We start from the raw sequence: 15,767 nt of genomic DNA, 5'->3' as shown, positions 1-15,767 counted from the left end.
GCAGGAAATTCGTCCGTCAAAGCGGCATACCCGGTTTTCCCGGGCAGAGAAATCAGTGTACGACGGCGCCTGGATTTCGCTTCAGATAACCTCTGATCGCATCGCTCGCGGCCGTACCGTTGCCATTCGAATCGAATATGCCGAACTCGCCCTGGATGCCGTCTTCGTCGTGCTGATCCAGCAACTCATAAATGAATCCAGCCTGAATATCATATTGGGAAGCGATTGAATTCCATTGTTTCATCGTCGCGATCAACGTATTTCGGACAGCCGTCTTGTCCGTGCCGTAGGTCCCGAACTCGGTGATCCAGATGGGGAGGTGGAACGAGTCGTGCAGCACGCCGATGACGTTCAGCCCGTTGCATCCTGAATTGGTGATATCGCCGCTCGAGTCGTACCAGTGCCAGGCGGTGATATCCCATTTCACGCCATCGGCCCACAATCCTTTGAAAAAGCCGACCTCACAGACGATGCCATCTATCATTCTCTTCGCGGTGGGAGAGCCGGCATTGACGCCATCCAGCAGACCGCGAAGCTTGCCACGCACAAGTGCGTAACGCTCACGGTCGAATTCGGAGAAATCGATCCCGAAGCCATTGGGATCGATCAGCATGCCGTCGCTCTCCTCATTCCCGAGTTCCCATACGGGGATGTCGGTAGCGAAGTTCCGGGCGTAGGCCAATCCCATCGCGTATCCGGTGTTGTAGGACTCCTGTTCGGTCGATCCTGTGGGGGGAAGGAGAATCGGTAGGACCTGCACTCCGACTGCTTTGGCTGCGGCGATGACATTGGCCAGGGCCTGCATCGAATTGGCGTCCGCGGAATACAGGTCAATCCGATAGCTTTTGAATCCGGCGTCAGCGACCAGTTTGAGTTGCTGTTGAATATCGGTGGTGACATAGGATCCGCTGCCGGTCCCCTGCGGATGACCGTTGATGCCCCACATGATCTGGCCCGTCTGAGCAACGGTTTGTGACCATACGTTGAGGGAAAACGCGACCGCCCAGACAAGGACTGCAAGTCTGAGCAGATTGATCGGTTTCATTGCTTGGCTCCGAGTTGGCTTGGCTTGACCGTGAAGAGGCACGAAGATTTCTTGTCGGCGATACGCCATCCAATCGACACCTTCATTTGGACGGGCATCGTCGAGCGGTGTTCAGGCGTTACAGCAGAAGACTTGGAACCTGCGTTGCAAATGAAGCGGCAGGCCAGTTTTGCGGAAGCGAAATGCGCCGGCAAGAAGCGCGTGACGCGCCCAGCGCTGTTCAGCCGGGATGGACGGTGGCTGCCTTGGGCGTGTCTGTTGCCAGAACTCCAAGCGTACCATCTCAGAGGCGCGCGGGGGCGCCCATCTGTCGGACCCGGACGCCTCGGGCAGGCGACATTGCTCGCTAAATCAACCAGATAGAACAAGGCGGCATGAGCAGGAAGCAGCAGGTATCAGCAGCAGAATCCACGAACCTCTACACACGACTAAGCGGCAAATTGGTCAAGCCAGTTGCCGCGTGGTGCGCGATCAGGCGGCCATGTCCTGCGCGATCCATTCGATGACGGACGTGCGCTTCGGCTGCCAGCCGAGCAGTTCGCGGGTGCGTTTGCTGCGCACGCGGCTGTTCGAACCCAGCCCGTACGACGCCATTTCGTAGCCCCATTCCTCGATCGCCTGTTCGAGCGGCCAGTCCTCCGGGCCGCGCAGGCTGAGCGCCTTTGCCATCGCGGCCGTCATGTCGCGAAACTGCGCTTCGCCGCTCTCGACGAAATAGAACGTGCCCGCCGGCGACTTTTCGAGCGCGAGACGGTAGATAGCGACGACATCGTCGATATGCACATTCGACCAGATGTTCAGGCCGCGTCCCACATGCCGCACGATGCCGCTCTTCTTCGCCTGGCGTTCCAGACGCGGCAACTGCACGCTCGCCGTATCCGGCACCGCGCCGTGGCCGTAGATCAGCGTGTTGCAGAGCACGGCGGAGCGCACGCCGCGTTTTGCGGCTTCGAGCACGAGATTGTCGATGGCGACGCGCGGCGCCTTGTCGGGCGTCGGCTCGGGCAAATCGTCCTCGGTGTAGATCTTGTCCGATGCCTCGCCGCCCGACGCGTCGCCGACGATGCTCGACCCGCTCGTATGCAGGAACGGCTTGCCCGAGCCTTCGAGCGCGCCGATCAGCGCTTCGACCGCGCCGCGATGATCGCTGCTCGCCGCGTTGATGACCGCATCGGCCGCGCGCGCTTCGGCGGCGAGAAGCGCGGTGTCGTCCAGACTGCCGATCACCGGTTCGATGTTCAGGCGCTTCAGTGCGTCGGCTTGCTCGTCGCGCCGGATGAGTCCGCGCACGCGATGGCCGTCGCGCGCGAGTCCCGCCGCAATCGATCCGCCGATGAAACCGCCCGCGCCCGTCATGAAGATGTTCATATTGCCGCTCCATTGAGTGTTCAAACTGCGATGAACACAGTATGGGCCGCTTCGACTTTCGCAAAAACGGTGATAGTCTCAAATGAACCTTGACTCGGAATCAATAATCGCGATGCCACCGATCGAAACCATCAACGCTGCCGGCCTGCCGATTCCCGCCGGTCACTACAGCCACGCGACGCGCGCCGGCAACCTCGTATGCGTTTCCGGCCAGTTGCCGATTCGTCCCGACGGCACGCATACGGGCGACCGGCCGTTCGAAGAGCAGGCCGAACAGACGCTCGCCAATCTGCGGACCGTGCTCGAAGCGGCGGGCGCGAGTCTTACGGACTGCATCGAAGTGACGGTGTATCTCGTGGGCGTCGAGCACTGGAAGCTGTTCAACGAGATTTACGCGCGTCACTTCGGCGCGTGGAAGCCGGCGCGCGCCGTCGTGCCGGTCGGCGCGCTGCACTACGGCTATTTGCTGGAAATCTCCGCGCGCGCCTGGATAGAGCGCGCGTAGCCGCTACGCCAGATCCAGCGACTTCGTCAGATCGCCGAGCGGCGCCTCGCCGTTCGCCGCGAACGCGCGATCTCGCGCCGCGACGCCGTCGAGTGGCGCGAGATCGTGCACGCGCGAGATGAAGCGCAGGATCGAGTTCGTGTCGTAGACCGTGTGATCGACATAGCTTTTTTTCGCGAACGGCGAAATCACGAGCGCCGGAATGCGCGAGCCGGGGCCCCAGCGATCGCCCTTCGGCGGCGAGACGTGGTCCCACCAACCGCCGTTTTCGTCGACGGTGACGATCACCACCGTGTTCTGCCACTGCGGCCCGCGCTGGATGTGCTCGATCACGTTGGCGATATGGCGGTCGCCCGAGGCGATGTCCGCATAGCCCGCGTGCATGTTGAGATTGCCCTGTGGCTTGTAGAACGTGACGGCCGGCAGGCGGCCCGCATCGATATCGGCGAGCAGCTTGTTCGTCGATGGATCGTCGCCGATACCTCCGTCGCGCAGATGCCGTTCGCGCGCGGCCGTGCCCGGCGCGAAGCTGGCGAAGTAGTTGAACGGCTGATGGTGGTACTGAAAATCCGGCACGGCGCCGGTGTCGCGATGCTCCAGCGCATACTGCCAGGCGCCCGAATACCACGCCCAGTCCACATTCTTTCCCGACAGGCGATCGCCGATGGTCGCGTACGTCTGCGGCGGCAGCACGAGCACATTCGCCCTGTCCGCGAGACGCGGATCGCCGCCTTGCGAGGGCGGCACGTTGCTCGGCTGGTACGGCGGGAACATGGTGTTGACCGCATAGCCGTCGGCGGTGAGCGCGCCGTCGCGCACGAACTTGGGCGGCCCTTCGAGCGCGGACTTCGGCGAATCCGGCGCGAGCCTGAGGCGCGAGCCAGTGGGATCATCGCCATCCACGACTGCGAGCAGCTTCGCCGCCGGACCGCTCTTTGCATCCGGATAGAAGGGCGCCTGCGCGGAAATCAGGAAGATATGGTTCAGCCACGAGCCGCCGAACGCCGACATGAAGAAGTTGTCGCAGAGCGTGTATTGCTGCGCGAGTCCCCAGAGCCTGAGCGTGTCCGGCGAGCTTCGGTAGTGGCCCATCACGAGGCCGCCCGAGTCGCCCCACGCCGCGAACTGATTGTTGCGGCCCGCGTTGATCTGCATCTGGTTCTGGTAGAAGCGATGCACGAGGTCCCGCGTGATGACGGAATTGGGCAGCGGCGCACCCTGCGCGTCCACGATCTGGAAGGGCGCATTGCGCTGAGCGGCAAGCTGCTGCTCGGTGATCGCATAGCGCTTGCCGCCGACTTCCTGCGCCTGCGGCACGAGCCCGCCCCAGATTTTTGGCAGCGTGGGCATGGGCGTGGCGCCGTCCCGGTCGAGCTGCACATATCGCGATGCCGGCACGGCCGACAGCGGATACTGCACGCCCGGATAGTCGCCGTAGAGATTCGTGAAGCTGCGATTCTCCGCATAGATCACGACGATGTTCCGCACCTGCGCCGCGAGCGTGCGGTCCAGCGCGAGGTCGGCCGCGGTCTTCGGCGTGGACGGCTTTTGATCGAACAGGTTGCACCCGCCGAGCGACAGGCCCGCGATGCCAACGCCCGCCGCGAGGAGCCGCCGCCGCGCGGGGTCCGCGGGTGCGTCGCCGGCTGGGGTGCCGTTATCGTTGCTGGAAGGAAGCTCGTTCTGCGGATGGTCGTGCTCATTCATCGCCTGACTCCTCGTGAACATGTGTCACACGCCCGATGGCGCGCGCCTGCATTATCGACACCGAAAGATGACGCGCCCGTTACCTGCCTGTTGCTCGGCGCCCCGACTTGACCGCCCTGCGACTGACGGGTCAACTGAGCGGCAATGATGCCGCATCGACCGGTTGCGCGAAACCCGGCCGAACGGCATAGGCAAAAATCAAAACGATGTGTGAATCGGCTTATATCTTTTGGCCGACTGGAAACCGCAATGGAGCGTGACTAACATCAACTGAACAGAAGCTTTGCTCCGACGAGAATCAGCGTCGCGGCGAGCACGTGACGCAGCAGCGCTTCGGGCGCTTTGGAAGACAGCATGCTGCCAATTGCAATGCCCGGAATCGAGCCCACGAGGAGAGAGGCGAGCAGGGCCCAGTCGACCGAGCCGAGCATCCAGTGCCCCGCGCCGGCGATCAGCGTCAGCGGCACCGCGTGCGCCACGTCGGAGCCGACGATGCGCACCGTCGCGAGACGCGGATAGAGCAGGAGCAGGACGGTCACGCCAATCGCGCCCGCGCCCACGGACGTGATCGAAACCAGCACGCCGAGTATGGCGCCGGTGACGACCGTCCACGCGGCGGTGCGCACCGGGTGTTCGGGGCGGCCACGGCCCTTCCTGTAGGCGAAGCGCGCGAGCTGCGGGCGGAATACCAGTGAAATGGCGGTGATGAGGAGTGCCGTGCCAAGAATGACCTGGATGAGCCGCGCGGTTCCCGGCGCCGCAATGCCGTGCTGATGCAGGAAGAATATCGTGATTGCCGCGGCCGGCACGCTGCCCGCCGCGAGACGGCCGGTGATGCGCCAGTCGACCGAGCCCTTGATGCCGTGCACGAGCGTGCCGGCGGTTTTGGTCGCGGCGGCGTACAGCAGGTCGGTGCCGACGGCGGTCGCTGGATGAATGCCGAACAGCAGCACGAGCAATGGCGTCATCAACGAGCCGCCACCCACGCCCGTCAGGCCGACCAGCAAACCGACCGCGAAGCCTGAGGCAGAATAAAGTAAGTCGATATGCGGAAATGACATTGCGCGCGGAGAACCCGTCAGGCGTGATTGGGTCGAAAAACCGTCGATGATAGCGGGTAAGCGGCGCACTTGCTGCAGGAAAGCATCGCTCGACCGTGCGATAAGCGCTGTGCAGGGCGCTCGCGCGCGCTTCGAGTGCCTACGAAACACCCTTCAGATTACTTTCAGGAAGTTGCGATGAATACACAGCAACAGACACAGGAGCAGGTGCAGGAACAGATCCAGGAGTCGCAGGCGAGACTGGCGGACGAGGCGTTCATCCCGACCGAGCATGCCAGCATGCCCAGCGAGCGCCAGTTCGTGCTGAAGTCCGGCAACACCTTTGCCGTGTACGACGCGAATGGCGACATCCGCGGCCACGACGACGGACTCTTCGTCAACGACACCCGCGTGCTCTCGGAACTCGTGCTGACCTTCGGCGGCCGCGCGCCATCGCTGCTTTCGGGCAGTGTGTCGAGCGACAACGCCGTGTTCACCGCGCACCTGACGAACCGCCCGCTGCCGCCGATCGGCGGAGCGCGCACGCCCGAAGGCGTGATCCACGTCGAGCGCAAGCGCGTGCTCTCCGGGCATGTGCTGCACGAGAGCATCGTGCTCACGAACTACGGCACGGAACCGTCCACGGTGCCGCTCTCGATTTCCTTCGCGGCGGACTTTCTCGACATGTTCGAGGTGCGCGGCGCGACGCGCGGCAAGCGGGGCACCTTGCGGCCGCCGGTGATCGAAAACGGCGAAGTCGTGCTGCGCTATGTCGGTCTCGACGAAGTGGAGCGCACGGCGCGCATCCAGTTCACGCCCGCGCCGGACGTCCTCTCGCCGACGCGCGCCGATTACGCGCTGCATATCCAGTCGGAAACGGCGATCTCCATGTATCTGTCGGTGACGGCGGTGACGCACGCCCTTTCCGACGCCAGCGAGGAAAGCAAGCGCAATGCGGCGGAAGCGGCGGAGTGCGCCCCCGAATCGGGTCGGCCTGCGATCCGCGAGGCGCTCGTCGAGGCGCATCGCCGCATGCGGGACAGACGCCGCGCGAGCGCCCGCGTACGTTCGAGCAATCCGCTCTTCAGCGAATGGATCGACCGTTCACTCGCGGACCTCGGCTTGCTCACGACCGATCTCGATACCGGCCCGTATCCGTATGCCGGCATCCCGTGGTTTTCGACGGCGTTCGGCCGCGACGCCATCATCACGTCGCTGCAAATGCTCTGGCTGCATCCGACGCTGGCGCGCGGCGTGCTGCGCTTTCTCGCTGCCAATCAGGCGCGCGAGGACTCCGCGTTTCGCGATGCCGAAATCGGCAAGATCATGCACGAGACGCGCAAGAGCGAGATGGCCGCGACGGGCGAAGTGCCGTTCGCGCTGTACTACGGCGGCGTGGACAGCACGCCGCTGTTCATCGTGCTCGCGGGCGCCTATGTCGAGCGCACGGGCGACCGCGAACTGATCGACGAAATCTGGCCGGCGCTGCAACTCGCGGCGCAATGGGTCGCGCGCCATTGCGACAAGAATCCTTACGGCCTGCTCGACTATCAGCGCGCATCGGAGCACGGTCTTGCGAATCAGGGCTGGAAGGACAGTCAGGATTCCGTCTTCCACGCCGACGGCAAATTCCCGATCGGGCCGATCTCGCTCGTCGAAGTTCAGGCGTACGCGTCGACCGCGTTTTCCACGATGGCGCGCCTTGCCCGCGAGCGCGGCGAAGACGAGAGCGCGCGCGACTTCGAGCGGCGCGCGCGTCATATTCGCGAACGCGTCGAGGAAATGTTCTGGATGCCGGAGATGGACTTCTACGGCATCGCGCTCGACGGCAAGGGCGAGCTGTGCCGCGTGTTGTCGTCGAATGCGGGGCATCTGCTTGCGTTCGATCTCGTCGAGCGCAAACGTGGCGAAGCCGTCGCGCGTCAGCTCGAATCCACGCTCTTTCACACCGGCTGGGGCGTGCGCACGCTGGCGGCGAGCCAGCCGCGCTTCAATCCGATGTCGTATCACAACGGCTCCGTGTGGCCGCACGATACGGCGCTGTGCGCGCGCGGCCTCGCGCGTTACGGCGAACGCGGCGCGGCGGTGGGCTTGCTGCAATCGCTGTTCGAAGCAGCCGTCACCTTCGATATGCGGTTGCCCGAGCTTTTCTGCGGATTCACACGTCAGCGCGGCGAGCGCCCCATTGCCTATCCAGTCGCGTGCCTGCCGCAAGCCTGGGCGGCGGGCGCGCCTTTCATGATTCTGGAAGCGTGTCTCGGCATGACCGTCGACGCCCTCAACGACGAAGTGCGGATCGACCGGCCGCAACTGCCGGAGGGCATCGACTGGCTGGAAATCGGCGATCTGCGCCTCGGCGACAAGACCGCGACGGTCACCTTCCGGCGCGTCGGGGGACAGGTAATTCCGTCGGTGGATGGAGACGTGCGGGTCGTCGCGGTGCTTTGATGCGTCGAACGCGCGGCGCCGGTGAAGCGCCGTGCGTTCGACCCAGGCTCAAACCGCCACGCTGCCGACGTAGTTCTCGGCCAGCGCGGTGGCGGCCGCGCGCGATGTCGTCACGTGCTCGAGTTCCGCCACTTGCAGGCGCTGCTCGAACGGCGACGTGTCGTCGAGCTTGTGCAGCATGCGCGTCATCCACCACGAGAAGTGCTCGGCGCGCCACACGCGCTTGAGCGCCGTCTCGGTATAGCCGGCGAGCTTGTCGCCGCGGCCTTCCTTATAGAAGTCGATGAGCGCCGCCGTCAGCACGCGCACGTCCGACACAGCGAGGTTGAGCCCCTTCGCGCCGGTCGGCGGCACGATATGCGCGGCGTCGCCGGCGAGGAACAGCTTGCCGGATTGCATCGGCGTGGAAACGAAGCTGCGCATGCCGACGATGTTCTTCTGGAAGATCTTGCCTTCCGTGATCTGCCAGCCATCGGCGGTATCGACGCGTGCGTGCAGTTCGGCCCAGATGCGGTCGTCGGACCAGGCGTCGACGGTATCCTTCGGATCGCACTGGAAGTACATACGCTGCACGCCCGGCGAGCGCGTGCTGATGAGCGCGAAGCCGCGGTCATGGCGCGCATAGATGAGTTCGTCGGAAGAGGGCGGCGCTTCGACCAGAATGCCGAACCAGCCGAACGGATAAATGCGCTGATAGTCCTGCCGCACCGCCTCGGGAATGCACTGGCGGGAAACGCCCTGCGAACCGTCGCAACCGATGATGAAGTCGCATTCGAGTTCTTCATCGCGGCCTTCATGCTGATATTTGATGCGCGGCTTGCGATCGCTGCCATCGTGAAAGTCGTGCAGCGAGACGTTCGACACGCCGAACTTCAGCGCGCCATTCGCCGCTAGGCGCGCCGCGACGAGATCCTTGATGACTTCGTGCTGCGCGTACACCGTGATCGAATGTCCGGTCAGCTCGGTCAGCGCGATGCGGCGCCGCTGGCCTTCGAACGCGAGTTCGAAGCCGTGATGCAGCGCGCCTTCCGCCTGCATACGCGCGCCGAGGCCGGCCTGATTGAGCGTGTCCATCGTGCCTTGTTCGAGCACGCCGGCGCGAATCGTCGATTCGATATCGTTCTGGCTGCGTGCTTCGAGCACGACCGATTCGATACCGCGCAGATGAAGCAGATGAGAGAGCAGAAGCCCGGCGGGGCCCGCGCCGACGATGCCGACTTGTGTACGCATGATTGTCTCCGTGAGGCAGTGGTGATGTCGTGCGTACAGTGTCGGCAGAGCGGCCTTATGCCGCAACGCGATAGCGAAGATAAGGTCTATCTAATTTCGAGATAAAGGCCCGAAAATGGCCTGAAATGCTCTGAATCGAGGGTAAATCCCTAGGCGAAGCGGGCGGCAGTCGATGCCGCCCGCGTCCTGACACTTACTCCGCGCGCTCTTCTTTCAGCTGATTTCGACGATATTCACCCTGCCGCGTGAGCATCCAGCCGGGGTATTCCGCGGGCAACTGGCTGACTTCATCGAGTGCGGCGAGCTCTTCCGCGTTGAGCTGGACTTTCGTCGCGGCGATGTTGTCGTCCAGTTGCTCGACGCGTTTCGCGCCGATGATCACGCTCGACACGACCTTCTGATGCAGCAGCCACGCCAGCGCGATCTGCGCCACCGAGACACCTTTGGCTTCGGCCACGCGCCGCATCACGTCGACACAGTCGTATGCGCGCTCGACATCGACCGGCGGAAAATCGAACTTGGTGCGGCGGCTGCCTTCTTCCTTGCTTCCATCTCGCGTGTATTTGCCCGACAGCAAGCCGCCCGCGAGCGGACTCCACACCATCAGGCCGACGTTTTCGCTGCGCAGAAGCGGCGCGATCTCGCGTTCCAGATCGCGGCCCGCGATCGTGTAATACGCCTGCAGCGACTCGAAGCGCGCGAGCCCGAGTCGCTCGGAAATGCCAAGCGCCTTCATGATCTGCCACGCGGCCCAGTTCGACACTCCGATATAGCGCACATGCCCGTGTTGCACGAGATTGTCGAGCGCGCGCAGCGTTTCCTCGATCGGCGTCGCCGGATCGAAGCCGTGAATCTGATACAGATCGACGTGATCGAGTTGCAGGCGCTTCAGGCTCGCTTTCACGCCGTCGATGATGTGGTAGCGCGAGGCACCTCGCGAATTCGCGCCCTTCGTGCCGGTTTCGCCGAGAATCTTCGTCGCGACGACCACGTTTTCGCGCGGTACCTTCAGGTTCTTCAACGCTTGGCCCGTGATGACTTCCGACTGGCCGTCGGCGTAGACATCGGCGGTATCGATGAAATTGATGCCCGCATCGAGCGAACGCCCGATCAGCTTGTCCGCGTCCGCCTGCTGCAACTGGCCGATGTTGTCCCAGATTCCGCCCGTCCCGCCGCCGAAGGTCATCGTGCCCAAGCACAGTTCCGAGACGAAAAGACCGGTATTGCCGAATTTCCTGTAGCGCATGGTTGCTCCCGAGTGACGGATAAGGCGCGGCATCGCACGATCGAAGCGACGCAATCCACGCCGGCAATGCAGTATCGTCCCGGCGCGCGACCGGTCCATAGCCTGATCCTGTCCGATCCTTGCCTGTTCCTGCAAACGCGCGGGGCGGCCTCGAGCAATCCCGCGCCCGCGCGAGTAAGCTAGGCGGACTCCCTCTCATCCCGAAAATAGTCCGCGAATCATGGCTCTGAACGACACGCCCGGCCTCGCCGGAAAAGACAGTCACGACCAGCCGAACGAGAGTCGCCACGGCGGCGGGCCCGATGCCTCGCTGGATCAGGCGCGGCTCGATCTCGTCGCGCTGCTCGACCGGTTCACCGCCGGTTGCGAGGGCTCGGTCGAAACGCCGGTGCCGGGGCTGTTCCTGCATCGCATCATGAATCCGGGCGGGCCGAAACACGGCATCCAGACGCCCGCGCTCGCGCTGATCGCACAAGGCAGCAAGCGCCTCATGGTCGGCGACGAGGTCTATATCTACGATCCGATGCACTATCTCGTGTCGTCGGTGGATCTGCCCGTGTGCGGGCAAGTGTCGGTGGCGAGCGAGTCCGAGCCGTATCTCGGCATGCGGCTCGAACTCGATGTCGAGGAAATCACGGCGCTGATCCAGGACGAGCATCTGCCGCCCGCGACGCAGGCCGACGCGTCGCGCGGCCTCTACGTGAACCGCCTCGGCAACACGATGCTCGACGCCGTGCTGCGCCTCCTGCGCCTCGTCGATGCCCCCGAGGACGTGCCGATTCTCGCGCCGCTCGTGAAACGCGAGATTCTCTATCGGCTGCTGATGAACGGCTCGGGCGCGCGCCTGCGGCAGATCGCGCTCCAGGACAGCCAGACGCAGCGCATCGCGAAGGCCATTCAACTCCTGCGCCAGCATTTCGATCAGCCGCTGCGCGTGGAGGACATCGCGCGCGACGTGCACATGAGCGTGTCGTCGCTGCATCATCATTTCAAGGCCGTCACGGCGATGAGCCCGCTGCAGTATCAGAAGCAGTTGCGGTTGCAGGAGGCGCGCCGCCTGATGATGCTCGATATCGTCGATGCCGCCACGGCCGCGCATCGCGTGGGTTACGAGAGCGCGTCGCAGTTCAGCCGCGAGTACAGCCGCCTGTTCGGCGCGCCGCCGCTGCGCGACACCCGCCGCTGGCGCGATGCGACGGCGGCTGCGGCCGGCGCCTGAACAACAATATTTCGATGAACCACTGGCCGAGCGCGCGCGAATGGTCTTGAATGGATTGCCGACAGCCGATGCGAAGGCGCTGCCGCATCGATTTATTTCATCGTCCGCGGAATAGTGCAGCGCTTACGAACGTTCTACGGATACTTCTACAACAAGGAAAGATGAAATGAAGAAGCGCATCCAGATGTTCGCCGCTGCCGCAACGGTCGCCACAGCGTTCGCGTCGCTTGCCTCGTCCGCCTATGCCGCGGCGCCGAAGGAAGCCAACGGCATGTACGTCGATGAAAACGGCATGACGCTCTATACCTTCGACAAGGACACGAAAGGCGGCCCGAGCGCCTGTACCGGCGGCTGCGCGCAGGCGTGGCCGGCCGCGATGGCGAGCGATTCGGACAAGCCGGCCGGCAAATGGACCACGGAATCCGCCGACGGCGGCAAGCAATGGGCCTACGATGGCAAGCGTGTCTATCGCTTCGCGAAGGACACGAAGCCCGGCGACAAAAACGGGGACAACTTCCGCGACGTCTGGCACGTCGTGAAGCCCTGATGTTCTAGGTACGGGCAAGGGACGGAAAAACACGCGCGACGCGGCGGACTTGCGGAATAAACCAGCGAGTCCGCCAGTCTTTCAATCAATGGGTCAGGATCATGAAACGATCGATCGGAGTGACGGCGCTCCTGATCGCGCTCGGCCTCGCATGTGGCGTGGCGGGATGCGCGAGCGGCACGCAAAGTGCGCCGGGATCATCGGGCGCGCCGAGCGCGCCCGCAGGCGGAGGCAGCTACTGATGGCGCGGGCCTGGATCGCCTTGCGCGTGCAAGCGGGCGCACGGCCTTGAGCTTCGAAAGCGATCTGCTCGCCCATCTGCCGCAGTTGCGCCGTTACGCGCGCGCGCTGTCGGGAGACCGCGCCTGGGCTGACGATCTCGTGCAGGACGCGACCGAGCGTGCGCTCAACCGCGCCAAATCGTTCCATGCCGGCACGAACCTGCGCGCGTGGCTGTTCACGATCATGCGCAACTTGTATATCGACCAGTTGCGCGGGCGCCGCGATATCGCCGTCGACGATGAAACCGCGCCCTGGCGGCAGATGGCCGCGCCGCGTGGCGAAGTCGACGGGCTCGTGCTGCGCGACGTGCAGCGCGCGCTTTACTGTCTGCCGGTCGAGCAGCGCGAGGTGATGCTGCTCGTGTGTGTCGAGGAAATGAGTTATCAGGAGGCATCCGTGGTGTTGAACGTGCCGACCGGAACCGTGATGTCGCGCCTCTCGCGGGCGCGGGAGCACATGCGCGTTCTGCTCGGCGAAGAACCGGGCCGCAAGGCGTCGTCGTCACTGAAAGTGGTGAGCCGCTCATGACCAATCAAGACCGTCCACCCGAAGGCGGCGACCGTATGGGGCCGCCGAAGCCCGATCGGGATTTGCAGGCGCTGTCCGCCTTCATCGACGATGAACTGCACGGCGACGAGCGCGACGCCCTGGTCGCGCGCATCGCGGACGATCCCGCGAGCCAGGCGACCGTCAATGCGTATCGCGCGCAGGATAACGCGCTGCGCGCGCTGTTCGCCGATCAGACCGAGCCGCAGGTGGTTCGCCTGCGGCCGAGTCCGCGCGAGCGGTATCTGATCGCAGCGTGTTTTCTGGTCGTCGGCGTCGCGTGCGGATTTCTGATGCACATGCTCCTGCCAGCGCTGGGCGAGAAGCCGCGCTTCGCGGAGCGCGCGGATATCGCATATGCGGTGTACGCCCCCGAGCAGCGGCATGCGGTAGAAGTGGCGGCGTCGCAGCAGGATCATCTGGTCACGTGGCTGTCGAAGCGGCTGAATCGCGCGGTGACGATTCCGTCGCTGACCGAGTACGGGTTTCAGCTCGTCGGCGGACGCCTGTTGCCGGACGAGGAAGGGCCCGCCGCGCAGTTCATGTATCAGAACGCGGCTGGCGAGCGCCTCACGCTCTATATGACGACGGCCACGATCAGGGGTAACGACAACCGGATCAGAACGCTCAAGGATGGTCAGCGCACGACGTTTTACTGGGCGTGGGACCGTGTCGGCTATGCGCTTTCGGGGCAGATCGGTGAGGCGAAGCTACAGGCGATCGCCTATGACACCTGCAAGGAGCTCGGCGGCGACCCTAAGAGCTGGTGAGCCGCAGCGCATGTCATGCGCTGCGGCTCATTTCATGCGCTGCCGGACTTAATAATAACGATGCGGCGCCGGCGTGGCATGGTGATGACGCTCCCACTCGCTGCGCTGCCAGTAGCGATGGCCGTCCCAATAACGATCGCCATGCCAGCCGACCTTCACGTGATGCGGCGCGGGATGATGCACCTCCGCCGAAGCGACGTTCGCGAGGCCCATGCCCAGCGCGGCGGCGAGGGAAGCGATCAGCAGGCTCTTCTTCGTCTTGTTCATCTTGTTCATGATGTTTGCTCCTTGCTCGTGTGCTCAGTCACGTGATGCTCGCAATTGAACTGCGATTCATCGGGTAAGAGTTAGATGTTCTGATTCAGTGCGGTTTCAATCGCGGTAATAGCCGTGATGATGGTAATACCCGCCACCGTCCGGCACGACGATGCAGCCCGATAGCGCGCTGCTCAACAACACGCCCAACGCTGCAAGGATCGCTAGTTTCTTCATTGGTTTCTCCCTGTGAATCCATGGAGACCAATTTAGCGGTTGGCAAAATGACAAGCCGTGTTCGTTTGTAAGCAAACGTGTAGCCTGAAATATTTGCGACGGGCGTCCGTAAAGGCACGACGCGGTGCAACGCGTCCGTTGCACGCTGGCGCGAGACGCGTTATCCTGAACTCCGATTCAGATTGTCGGAGTGAATATGTCTCACATCAGCACGGGCGTGGAGTACGCGCTGCACTGCATGCTTTATCTCGCGGAGCCGCCGCATGGGGTTCGCGAAGCGAGTGTGCGCGATCTCGCCGAACTGCAGGGCGTGCCGGCGGAGTACGTCGCGAAGCTCTTCACGAAGCTTCACAAGGCGGGGCTCGTGGTCGCGACGGAAGGTGCGCGTGGCGGCTTTGCGCTCGCGCGGCCGTCGCGAGAGATCAGCGTGCTGGATGTCGTCGACGCGATCGACGGCGACAAGCCGCTCTTCGATTGCAGGGAGATTCGCGCGCGCTGTGCGGTGTTCGGCGAGGACGCGCCGCCGTGGGCGACGAGCGGCGTATGCGCGGTTCACGCGGTGATGAAGAACGCCGAGAAGCGTATGCGCGAGGCGCTGGCGGCCGATCGAATCTCGGATCTCGCGGACCGCATGCATGCGAAGGCGCCGCGCACGTTCGCGCCGCAGGTCGTCAAGTGGCTCGACGAACGTACGAATCAGCGGCGCGCGGGCAAGAGCTAGTTCAGCGGACGATCTTCGGCTTCATGTTCGGCGTGAGCGATACGCCGACCACGTGACCATCGCGCACGCCGCAGCGGCTATCGACGCGCGTCCACTGTTCCTTGCCGCGCGCCTTCGCGAACGCGCGCATCACGATGACCTTATCGACCGGAATCGGGTTGCCGACACTGAAGATCGCAGTATCGTCGTCGATCTTCGCGGACAGCACGCGCCGGTCCGGCACGATCAGCGTGTCGTACTTCGGCGCGTTCTCGACCCAGCGGTCGAAGGCGGCGACGCATTGCGCGACGGTGTCCGGAACATGCAGCCGCGTCAGATACGAATAATCCTCGGGCAGATCCGGCGTTTCCTGCGCCTGTACGAGCTGAAACATCGACGCTGACAGCGCGAGCGAGAACAGGGCGGGGACAAGAATGTTCTTCATGCGATGAGCGATGAAAGGGCGTTCGGGAAGTTCGGGCAAAGCGCGGATCGCCGGGACACGGATCGCGTAATGGCGCTGTGAGGGCTGCGCGCGCCTGCGCTGGAATGGCGCGGAGTATACCGTGTGACGTTTTGTGACGTCGAGTAAATCGCGCATTCTGAATGCCGATCGAAAGCA

General features: G+C 63.8%; 16 protein-coding genes. 8 read left to right on the top strand and 8 right to left on the bottom strand.

Annotation, left to right across the window (positions count from 1 at the left end; all coding sequences use genetic code 11):
• Positions 1–52: 52 nt before the first annotated feature.
• Together AWB74_RS00265 and AWB74_RS00260 are read right to left on the bottom strand one after the other, a co-directional pair.
• The gene (locus AWB74_RS00265) at positions 53–1,045 is read right to left on the bottom strand and encodes a glycosyl hydrolase (RefSeq protein WP_061144789.1); all 993 of its coding nucleotides are present in this window, start codon (positions 1,043–1,045) and stop codon (positions 53–55) included.
• 471 nt (positions 1,046–1,516) lie between these two features.
• The gene (locus AWB74_RS00260) at positions 1,517–2,413 is read right to left on the bottom strand and encodes an NAD-dependent epimerase/dehydratase family protein (protein WP_061144788.1); all 897 of its coding nucleotides are present in this window, start codon (positions 2,411–2,413) and stop codon (positions 1,517–1,519) included.
• Between the two features lie 112 nt (positions 2,414–2,525).
• On the opposite strand from AWB74_RS00260, the gene AWB74_RS00255 reads away from it, so the two are divergent.
• A complete protein-coding gene (locus AWB74_RS00255; protein WP_061144787.1) occupies positions 2,526–2,918 on the top strand; it encodes a RidA family protein in 393 nt (130 codons plus the stop codon).
• A gap of 3 nt (positions 2,919–2,921) precedes the next feature.
• Here AWB74_RS00255 and AWB74_RS00250 read toward each other — a convergent pair whose 3' ends face one another.
• Positions 2,922–4,625, bottom strand: coding sequence for an acid phosphatase (locus AWB74_RS00250; protein WP_061145221.1), 1,704 nt, complete (start codon positions 4,623–4,625; stop codon positions 2,922–2,924).
• Positions 4,626–4,891: 266 nt separating this feature from the next.
• Positions 4,892–5,686, bottom strand: a complete 795-nt coding sequence (locus tag AWB74_RS00245) for a sulfite exporter TauE/SafE family protein (RefSeq protein ID WP_061144786.1) — start codon at positions 5,684–5,686, stop codon at positions 4,892–4,894.
• 177 nt (positions 5,687–5,863) lie between these two features.
• Between AWB74_RS00245 and AWB74_RS00240 the strand changes: the two genes are divergently transcribed.
• Complete coding sequence (locus AWB74_RS00240) at positions 5,864–8,113, top strand: amylo-alpha-1,6-glucosidase (RefSeq protein WP_061144785.1); 2,250 nt, start codon at positions 5,864–5,866, stop codon at positions 8,111–8,113.
• A 48-nt stretch (positions 8,114–8,161) separates the two neighbouring features.
• On the opposite strand, the gene AWB74_RS00235 is transcribed toward AWB74_RS00240, so the two are convergent.
• Positions 8,162–9,343, bottom strand: coding sequence for a 4-hydroxybenzoate 3-monooxygenase (locus AWB74_RS00235; protein WP_061144784.1), 1,182 nt, complete (start codon positions 9,341–9,343; stop codon positions 8,162–8,164).
• 193 nt (positions 9,344–9,536) lie between these two features.
• Entirely contained in the window at positions 9,537–10,589 is a 1,053-nt protein-coding gene (locus AWB74_RS00230) for an aldo/keto reductase (protein ID WP_061144783.1), read from the bottom strand.
• A 220-nt stretch (positions 10,590–10,809) separates the two neighbouring features.
• Here AWB74_RS00230 and AWB74_RS00225 point away from each other — a divergent pair, with 220 nt between their 5' ends.
• The 5 genes from AWB74_RS00225 to AWB74_RS00210 all read left to right on the top strand — a co-directional run bounded on the left by AWB74_RS00225 (position 10,810) and on the right by AWB74_RS00210 (position 13,953).
• Complete coding sequence (locus tag AWB74_RS00225; RefSeq protein WP_061144782.1) at positions 10,810–11,808, top strand: AraC family transcriptional regulator; 999 nt, start codon at positions 10,810–10,812, stop codon at positions 11,806–11,808.
• Between the two features lie 166 nt (positions 11,809–11,974).
• The gene (locus AWB74_RS00220; protein ID WP_061144781.1) at positions 11,975–12,355 is read left to right on the top strand and encodes a COG4315 family predicted lipoprotein; all 381 of its coding nucleotides are present in this window, start codon (positions 11,975–11,977) and stop codon (positions 12,353–12,355) included.
• Between the two features lie 101 nt (positions 12,356–12,456).
• Positions 12,457–12,597, top strand: a complete 141-nt coding sequence (locus AWB74_RS46315; RefSeq protein WP_160110221.1) for a hypothetical protein — start codon at positions 12,457–12,459, stop codon at positions 12,595–12,597.
• A 46-nt stretch (positions 12,598–12,643) separates the two neighbouring features.
• On the top strand, positions 12,644–13,165 hold the full coding sequence (locus AWB74_RS00215; RefSeq protein WP_061144780.1) for an RNA polymerase sigma factor: 522 nt from the start codon (positions 12,644–12,646) through the stop codon (positions 13,163–13,165).
• A complete protein-coding gene (locus AWB74_RS00210; protein WP_061144779.1) occupies positions 13,162–13,953 on the top strand; it encodes an anti-sigma factor family protein in 792 nt (263 codons plus the stop codon). The genes AWB74_RS00215 and AWB74_RS00210 overlap by 4 nt, the downstream gene beginning before the upstream one ends.
• A 48-nt stretch (positions 13,954–14,001) precedes the next feature.
• On the opposite strand, the gene AWB74_RS00205 is transcribed toward AWB74_RS00210, so the two are convergent.
• On the bottom strand, positions 14,002–14,220 hold the full coding sequence (locus AWB74_RS00205; RefSeq protein ID WP_061145220.1) for a hypothetical protein: 219 nt from the start codon (positions 14,218–14,220) through the stop codon (positions 14,002–14,004).
• Between the two features lie 421 nt (positions 14,221–14,641).
• Here AWB74_RS00205 and AWB74_RS00195 point away from each other — a divergent pair, with 421 nt between their 5' ends.
• On the top strand, positions 14,642–15,166 hold the full coding sequence (locus AWB74_RS00195) for an RrF2 family transcriptional regulator (protein WP_061144778.1): 525 nt from the start codon (positions 14,642–14,644) through the stop codon (positions 15,164–15,166).
• Position 15,167: 1 nt separating this feature from the next.
• Here AWB74_RS00195 and AWB74_RS00190 read toward each other — a convergent pair whose 3' ends face one another.
• The gene (locus AWB74_RS00190) at positions 15,168–15,590 is read right to left on the bottom strand and encodes a BspC domain-containing protein (RefSeq protein WP_061145219.1); all 423 of its coding nucleotides are present in this window, start codon (positions 15,588–15,590) and stop codon (positions 15,168–15,170) included.
• Positions 15,591–15,767: the final 177 nt, after the last annotated feature.

The organism is Caballeronia arvi (genome assembly GCF_001544695.2).
Taxonomy (GTDB): Bacteria; Pseudomonadota; Gammaproteobacteria; order Burkholderiales; family Burkholderiaceae; genus Caballeronia; species Caballeronia arvi.
This window is presented reverse-complemented; position numbering and strand designations above follow the sequence as displayed.

Bases quoted from the DNA above. Each gene is read 5' to 3' on its own strand.
- AWB74_RS00265 (WP_061144789.1), bottom strand. From the start codon at position 1,045: ATGAAACCGATCAATCTGCTCAGACTTGCAGTCCTTGTCTGGGCGGTC.
- AWB74_RS00260 (WP_061144788.1), bottom strand. From the start codon at position 2,413: ATGAACATCTTCATGACGGGCGCGGGCGGTTTCATCGGCGGATCGATT.
- AWB74_RS00255 (WP_061144787.1), top strand. From the start codon at position 2,526: ATGCCACCGATCGAAACCATCAACGCTGCCGGCCTGCCGATTCCCGCC.
- AWB74_RS00250 (WP_061145221.1), bottom strand. From the start codon at position 4,625: ATGAATGAGCACGACCATCCGCAGAACGAGCTTCCTTCCAGCAACGAT.
- AWB74_RS00245 (WP_061144786.1), bottom strand. From the start codon at position 5,686: ATGTCATTTCCGCATATCGACTTACTTTATTCTGCCTCAGGCTTCGCG.
- AWB74_RS00240 (WP_061144785.1), top strand. From the start codon at position 5,864: ATGAATACACAGCAACAGACACAGGAGCAGGTGCAGGAACAGATCCAG.
- AWB74_RS00235 (WP_061144784.1), bottom strand. From the start codon at position 9,343: ATGCGTACACAAGTCGGCATCGTCGGCGCGGGCCCCGCCGGGCTTCTG.
- AWB74_RS00230 (WP_061144783.1), bottom strand. From the start codon at position 10,589: ATGCGCTACAGGAAATTCGGCAATACCGGTCTTTTCGTCTCGGAACTG.
- AWB74_RS00225 (WP_061144782.1), top strand. From the start codon at position 10,810: ATGGCTCTGAACGACACGCCCGGCCTCGCCGGAAAAGACAGTCACGAC.
- AWB74_RS00220 (WP_061144781.1), top strand. From the start codon at position 11,975: ATGAAGAAGCGCATCCAGATGTTCGCCGCTGCCGCAACGGTCGCCACA.
- AWB74_RS46315 (WP_160110221.1), top strand. From the start codon at position 12,457: ATGAAACGATCGATCGGAGTGACGGCGCTCCTGATCGCGCTCGGCCTC.
- AWB74_RS00210 (WP_061144779.1), top strand. From the start codon at position 13,162: ATGACCAATCAAGACCGTCCACCCGAAGGCGGCGACCGTATGGGGCCG.
- AWB74_RS00205 (WP_061145220.1), bottom strand. From the start codon at position 14,220: ATGAACAAGACGAAGAAGAGCCTGCTGATCGCTTCCCTCGCCGCCGCG.
- AWB74_RS00195 (WP_061144778.1), top strand. From the start codon at position 14,642: ATGTCTCACATCAGCACGGGCGTGGAGTACGCGCTGCACTGCATGCTT.
- AWB74_RS00190 (WP_061145219.1), bottom strand. From the start codon at position 15,590: ATGAAGAACATTCTTGTCCCCGCCCTGTTCTCGCTCGCGCTGTCAGCG.